General features: G+C 61.9%; 7 protein-coding genes. 1 reads left to right on the top strand and 6 read right to left on the bottom strand.

The genetic code is table 11. From position 1 onward, the window contains the following. Positions 1 to 85: 85 nt before the first annotated feature. On the top strand, positions 86 to 616 hold the full coding sequence (locus tag B0E41_RS22470; RefSeq protein ID WP_077334663.1) for a TPM domain-containing protein: 531 nt from the start codon (positions 86 to 88) through the stop codon (positions 614 to 616). Between the two features lie 112 nt (positions 617 to 728). Here the strand turns inward: B0E41_RS22470 and B0E41_RS22465 are convergent, their stop codons facing one another. The 6 genes from B0E41_RS22465 to B0E41_RS22440 form a co-directional block, all read right to left on the bottom strand. Next, the gene (locus tag B0E41_RS22465) at positions 729 to 1,298 is read right to left on the bottom strand and encodes a cyclic nucleotide-binding domain-containing protein (RefSeq protein ID WP_077334661.1); all 570 of its coding nucleotides are present in this window, start codon (positions 1,296 to 1,298) and stop codon (positions 729 to 731) included. 122 nt (positions 1,299 to 1,420) lie between these two features. After that, entirely contained in the window at positions 1,421 to 1,837 is a 417-nt protein-coding gene (locus tag B0E41_RS22460; protein ID WP_077334659.1) for a F0F1 ATP synthase subunit epsilon, read from the bottom strand. A gap of 69 nt (positions 1,838 to 1,906) precedes the next feature. Further along, the gene (gene atpD / locus B0E41_RS22455; protein ID WP_077334657.1) at positions 1,907 to 3,313 is read right to left on the bottom strand and encodes a F0F1 ATP synthase subunit beta; all 1,407 of its coding nucleotides are present in this window, start codon (positions 3,311 to 3,313) and stop codon (positions 1,907 to 1,909) included. A gap of 44 nt (positions 3,314 to 3,357) precedes the next feature. Then, positions 3,358 to 4,224, bottom strand: coding sequence for a F0F1 ATP synthase subunit gamma (gene atpG / locus B0E41_RS22450; protein ID WP_077334655.1), 867 nt, complete (start codon positions 4,222 to 4,224; stop codon positions 3,358 to 3,360). A 31-nt stretch (positions 4,225 to 4,255) separates the two neighbouring features. Continuing rightward, complete coding sequence (gene atpA, locus B0E41_RS22445; RefSeq protein WP_077334653.1) at positions 4,256 to 5,812, bottom strand: F0F1 ATP synthase subunit alpha; 1,557 nt, start codon at positions 5,810 to 5,812, stop codon at positions 4,256 to 4,258. A 60-nt stretch (positions 5,813 to 5,872) separates the two neighbouring features. Further along, positions 5,873 to 6,403 carry a F0F1 ATP synthase subunit delta gene (locus B0E41_RS22440; protein ID WP_077334651.1) on the bottom strand — a complete coding sequence of 177 codons (531 nt, stop codon included), beginning with the start codon at positions 6,401 to 6,403 and terminating at the stop codon, positions 5,873 to 5,875. Between the last annotated feature and the right edge of the window lie 42 nt (positions 6,404 to 6,445).

Raw genomic sequence — 6,445 nt, 5'->3', positions numbered from 1 at the left:
GGCGGCAGCAGCGGCGGGGGTGGCTTCAGCTCGGGCGGCGGAGGCAATTTTGGCGGGGGCGGCGCCTCGGGCGGCTGGTGAAACGATGAACAAGTTTTTGCGCATCCTCAAACACCGCTGGCTCGACAGCGCCGACACGCGCCGTCTCATCCCCGACGACATGGCCCAGCGTCTCGCCCAACGTGTCGCGGCGAGCGAGGCACGCCATACAGGCGAGGTCCGCCTGTGTGTGGAAGCGTCGCTGCCGCTGTCGTACCTGTGGCGCCTCGACCGGCGGGACACCAGCGTGGGCACGCTGACGCGAGAGCGCGCCGTGAGCTGGTTCGGGCGCCTGGGTGTGTGGGACACCGAGTGCAACAATGGCGTGCTGATCTACCTGCTGCTGGCCGAACACGCCATCGAGTTCGTGGCTGATCGGGCCTTGAACGAGCACGTGGACCACGCACAGTGGCAAGCCATCGTGGATCGCCTCAGCGCACGGCTTCAAAAAGGCGAGTTTGAAGATGGTTTGACGCAGGCGCTGGAAGAAGTCTCGGCGCTGCTCGTGGCGCACTTCCCGATTGAGACCGAAGGCGTCAGCCCCAACGAGCTGCCCGACAGCGTGGTCAGGGCCTGATACGGTTTTGCATTCAAACGTAGAACAAGGCGCGAAGCCGCAGACAGTGCTACGGCACAGCAAGGCGAAGCAACACAGCTATGCGTTTGAAGGTGAAACCGTATGAGCCCCATCAGGACTTCTTCACGCCCCGTGTAGTGCGGTTGTTCATCACCACCTGAAGCTCCTCCTGCAGGGCTTTGTTCATCTGGGCAAAGGTTCGCAGCTTGCGCGTGGTTTCGCGCAGCCTGTCGGCCATGCGCTTGGAAATGGCCAGCAGCAAGCGGCCACCCACGGCAGGCTCGGCCTTGAGCAAACGCATGAGCGCCGTGCGCGAAAGCACGGCAGCGGCGATGTCGGTGGTGGCGGTACAGGTGGCCGAACGTGGCGATCCATCGAGCACCCCCATCTCGCCGATGAGGTGCCCAGGGCCGATGATGTTGACCACCATGCTGCCCTCGTGGCCGGGCAGTTCGTTCTCCACCGAAATGTCGCCCTCCAGAACCAGCAGCATGTAATCGTTGCGTTTGAGCTCACCCTCATGGATGAAAACGGTGCCTGCCTTGATCCGATGGGGACGCATGTAGGTGACCACACGCGTGGCGTCCGCTAGCGTCAGGTCGTCCAGCGCGGACGGCGTCACCAACAAACGGGCCGCCACCTCCTCCGGCGCCAGTTCGGGGCTTTCAAATATCGAGGTCATCGGTTTTTTCATCCGGCGTGTTCACCTGCGATCCATGATCCCACCCACCACCAGAGGACGCCACGCCTTGACGAAAAAAAGCCGGCATGTGCCGGCTTTTTCATGAAACGCGCGTGGGCATGTCACTTTTTCTGACGGTACTTGCGCAGCGCCGCAATCTGGGCCGCCATGACCGCCAGCTCCGACGTGGCCTTGGCCAGGTCGATGTCGCTCTTGGCGTTCTTGACCGCTTCTTCGGCGTGCTTGCGGGCATCGGTGGCCTTGGCTTCGTCCAGGTCCTTGCCACGGATGGCGGTGTCTGACAGCACGGTGATGCAGTGGGGCTGCACTTCCAGGATGCCACCGGCCACGAACACGAACTCTTCGCCACCGTCGGCTTTTTCGATGCGCACGGCACCGGGCTTGATGCGGGTGATCAGCGGGATGTGACCGGGCAGAATGCCCAGTTCACCGGCTTCACCCGGCAGGGCCACGAACTTGGCTTCACCGGAGAAGATGGACTCTTCGGCGCTGACCACATCGACGTGGATGGTGCTCATAGTTACTCCAGGGGAAAAGTGAAAAAGGGTTCAGCGATGGGGACCGGTTGCGCGGTCCCGATTCAACGCTTAGGCGACCTTCTTCGCTTTCTCAAAAGCTTCGTCAATGGTGCCGACCATGTAGAAGGCCTGCTCCGGCAGGTGATCGCACTCGCCGGCGGTGATCATCTTGAAACCACGGATGGTTTCCGACAGCGGCACGTATTTGCCGGGCGAGCCGGTGAACACTTCAGCGACGTGGAACGGCTGGCTCAGGAAACGCTGGATCTTGCGCGCGCGGGCCACAGCCAGCTTGTCTTCGGGAGCCAGTTCGTCCATGCCCAGAATGGCGATGATGTCGCGCAGTTCTTTGTAGCGCTGCAGCGTGTTCTGCACCGAGCGGGCGGTTTCGTAGTGGTCTTGGCCCACGACCAGCGGGTCGAGCTGGCGGCTGGTGGAGTCCAGCGGGTCCACGGCTGGGTAGATACCCAGAGAAGCGATGTCACGCGACAGCACCACGGTGGAATCTAGGTGGGCGAAGGTGGTGGCGGGCGACGGGTCGGTCAAGTCATCGGCAGGCACGTAAACGGCCTGGATGGAGGTGATCGAGCCGACCTTGGTGGAGGTGATGCGCTCTTGCAGACGGCCCATTTCTTCGGCCAGCGTTGGCTGGTAGCCCACGGCGGAAGGCATGCGGCCCAGCAGGGCGGACACTTCGGTACCGGCCAGCGTGAAACGGTAAATGTTGTCCACGAAGAACAGCACGTCACGGCCTTCGTCACGGAAGGACTCGGCGATGGTCAGACCGGTCAGGGCCACGCGCAGACGGTTGCCCGGGGGTTCGTTCATCTGGCCGTAGACCATGGCCACTTTGGAGTTGGGCAGGTTCTCAAGGTCCACCACCTTGGAGTCGGCCATTTCGTGGTAGAAGTCGTTGCCTTCGCGGGTACGTTCACCCACACCGGCGAACACCGACAGACCGCTGTGTGCCTTGGCGATGTTGTTGATGAGTTCCATCATGTTCACGGTCTTGCCCACGCCGGCGCCACCGAACAGACCCACCTTGCCACCTTTGGCGAACGGGCAGATCAGGTCAATCACCTTGATGCCGGTTTCCAGCAGCTCTTGCGAGGGGCTGAGTTCGTCGTAGGCCGGGGCCTTGCGGTGGATAGAAGCGGTCAAGGTCTGGTCCACCGGGCCGCGCTCGTCGATGGGCGTGCCGAGCACGTCCATGATGCGGCCGAGAGTGGCCTTGCCCACGGGCACCATGATGGGTTCTGCGGTGTTGGTCACCAGCATGCCGCGGCGCAGGCCGTCGGACGAGCCCAGCGCAATCGTGCGCACCACACCGTCGCCCAGCTGTTGCTGAACTTCCAGCGTCAGGGCCGAGCCCTCCATTTTCAGGGCGTCATAAATGTGGGGCATCTGGTTGCGCGGAAATTCCACGTCAACCACGGCGCCGATACATTGGACGATCTTGCCTTGTACTTGAGACATGATGGATACCTTTTAAATTCTCTGGATTCTGTTGAACGGCTGCTTCAGACCGCTGCGGCGCCTGCGACGATTTCCGAAAGTTCTTTCGTGATCGCGGCTTGACGGGTCTTGTTGTAGACCAGCTTGAGTTCGCCGATGACGCTGCCGGCGTTGTCGGTGGCGGCCTTCATGGCCACCATGCGCGCCGACTGCTCGGAGGCCATGTTTTCAGCCACTGCCTGGTAGACCTGGGCTTCCACATAACGCAGCAGCAGCTCGTCAATCACGGCAGGTGCGTCGGGTTCATAGATGTAATCCCAGTCGCGTCCGCCAGCGCCGTCCTGCAAGGTGCCCGCATTCAACGGCAGCAACTGCTCGGTCACGGCTTCCTGCTTCATTGTGTTGATGAACCGGGTGTAACACAGGTAGACCGCGTTGATCCGGCCTTCGGTGTACGCGTCGAGCAGCGTCTTCACGGGACCGATCAGCTTGTCCAGATGGGGCGTGTCGCCCAGTCCGGTTGCGCTGGACACCACCTTGGCGTTGATGCGGTTGAGGAAACCGAGACCCTTGTTGCCAATGGCCACGGCCTCGGCACCCACGCCTTTGGCCTGCAAATCCTTGAGCTGGGTCGTCAGCGCCCGCAGCACGTTGGTGTTCATGCCACCGCACAGACCCTTGTCGGTCGTCACGACGACAAAACCAGCGGTCTTGGCATCGTTGACCTTCATGAAGGCGTGCGTGTACTCGGGGTTAGCGCGACTCAGGTTGCCGGTGATCTGGCGCACCTTTTCCGCGTAAGGCCGAGCCGCACGCATGCGGTCCTGCGCCTTGCGCATTTTGGAGGCGGCGACCATCTCCATGGCTTTGGTGATCTTCTTGGTGTTCTCCACCGATTTGATCTTGCCGCGTATTTCCTTGCCTGCTGCCATTGCTGCTCCTTTATCGGGTCAATGGGCCGGTTCAGTACGTGCCGGTTTTCTTGAACTCGGCAATGGCGGCGGCCAGCTGGGCTTCAGCATCCTTGTCCATGGCCTTGTCGTTTTCCAGCTTGGCCAGCAGGGCCGCGTACTTGTCCTTGAGGTGGGCGTGCATGCCGGCTTCGAAGGGCAGCACCTGCTTGATCTCGATGTCGTCGAGGTAGCCCTTGTTCACGGCAAACAGCGTGGAGGCCATCAAGGCGATGGACTGCGGGCTGTACTGGGCCTGCTTCAAGAGTTCGGTCACGCGGGCACCGCGGTCCAGCTGCTTGCGGGTGGCTTCGTCCAGATCGGAAGCGAACTGCGCGAACGCAGCCAGTTCACGGTACTGGGCTAGGTCGGTACGGATACCGCCGGACAGGCTCTTGATCAGCTTGGTCTGGGCAGCACCACCGACGCGCGACACCGAAATACCGGCGTTGATGGCGGGGCGGACACCGGCGTTGAACAGGCTGGTTTCCAGGAAGATCTGGCCGTCGGTGATCGAGATCACGTTGGTCGGAACGAAAGCGGACACGTCGCCGGCTTGCGTTTCAATGATGGGCAGTGCGGTCAGCGAACCGGTCTTGCCTTTGACTTCACCCTTGGTGAAGGCTTCGACGTAGTCGGCGTTCACGCGGGCAGCGCGCTCCAGCAGACGGCTGTGGAGATAGAACACGTCGCCGGGATAGGCTTCGCGGCCTGGTGGGCGGCGCAGCAGCAGCGACACCTGGCGGTAGGCCACAGCCTGCTTGGACAGGTCGTCGTACACGATCAGCGCATCTTGGCCGCGGTCGCGGAAGTACTCGCCCATGGTGCAGCCGGAGTAGGCCGACAGGTACTGCATGGCAGCGGATTCAGAGGCCGAAGCGGCCACGACGATGGTGTAGTCCATCGCTCCGGCTTGCTCCAGGGCACGCACCACGTTTTTGATCGACGAGGCCTTCTGGCCAATCGCGACATAAACGCAGGTCATGTTCTGACCCTTCTGGTTGATGATGGCGTCGATGGCCACGGCCGTTTTACCGGTCTGACGGTCGCCAATGATCAGTTCGCGCTGACCACGGCCGACGGGCACCATCGAGTCGATCGACTTCAGACCGGTCTGCACCGGCTGGTCCACCGATTTGCGGGCGATCACGCCCGGAGCCACTTTTTCGATCACGTCGGTCATCTTGGCGTTGATCGGGCCTTTGCCGTCGATCGGAGCGCCCAGGGCGTTGACCACGCGGCCGATCAGCTCGGGGCCGACCGGCACTTCCAGAATGCGGCCCGTGCACTTGACGGTCTCGCCTTCGGAGATGTGTTCGTATTCACCCAGAATCACGGCGCCAACTGAGTCGCGCTCGAGATTCAGGGCCAGACCGAAGGAGGGCACGCCATCCTTGTTGGCCGGGAATTCCAGCATTTCGCCCTGCATCACATCGGACAGGCCGTGCACGCGGACGATACCGTCGGTCACCGACACCACGGTGCCCTGGTTGCGCACATCACTCGATGCGCCCAGACCCTCGATGCGGGACTTGATCAGTTCAGAGATTTCGGCGGGATTGAGTTGCATGACTCTTTCCTTCTTTCGTTAAATGGGATGAGGGCGCGCCCGGGATTCGACCAACGGGCTTCAAGCCGTTAGCGCAACTTTCATTTGTTCCAGGCGGGCTTTGACCGAGGTGTCGAGCACCTCGTCACCCACCACCACGCGAACGCCACCGATCAGGTCGGGCTGGAGCTCAACCTTCAGGTTGAGCTTGCGTCCAAAGCGTTTTTCCAGCACACCCGAAAGATCGGCCAGCGCAGCGCCGTCCATCTCGAAGGCGCTGTGGACCACAGCGTCGGAACTGCCTTGCTGGGCGTTTTTCAACGCACGGAACTGCTCGGCGATTTCGGGCAATGCGGCCAGACGACCGTTCTCGATCACGATGCGCAGAAAATTCTGCGCCGGCGTGGGCAAGCTGGTCTTTAGCACACCGGTGATGACACCGAACACCTGCTCGCTGGAAGCCTTGGGGCTGTCGGCGAACTGGCGCAACTGCTCGTTGCTGGCGATGGCTGCCAGCTCGTCAAGCCAGACAGCGGTGCCGGCAGCATCTGCGCCAGCGGCTTTGAACAGCGCGTCCGCGTAAGGACGGGCAATGGTTGCGATTTCGGCCATGGTCTACCTGTGGATGCCTGCTGGGGAAAGCGTGGAGGATCG

Origin of the sequence: Hydrogenophaga sp. A37 (assembly GCF_002001205.1) — a bacterium.
Lineage (GTDB): Bacteria > Pseudomonadota > Gammaproteobacteria > Burkholderiales > Burkholderiaceae_C > Hydrogenophaga.
Note: the sequence above shows the minus strand (reverse complement) of the source record. Positions and strands in the feature narration are given on the sequence as shown.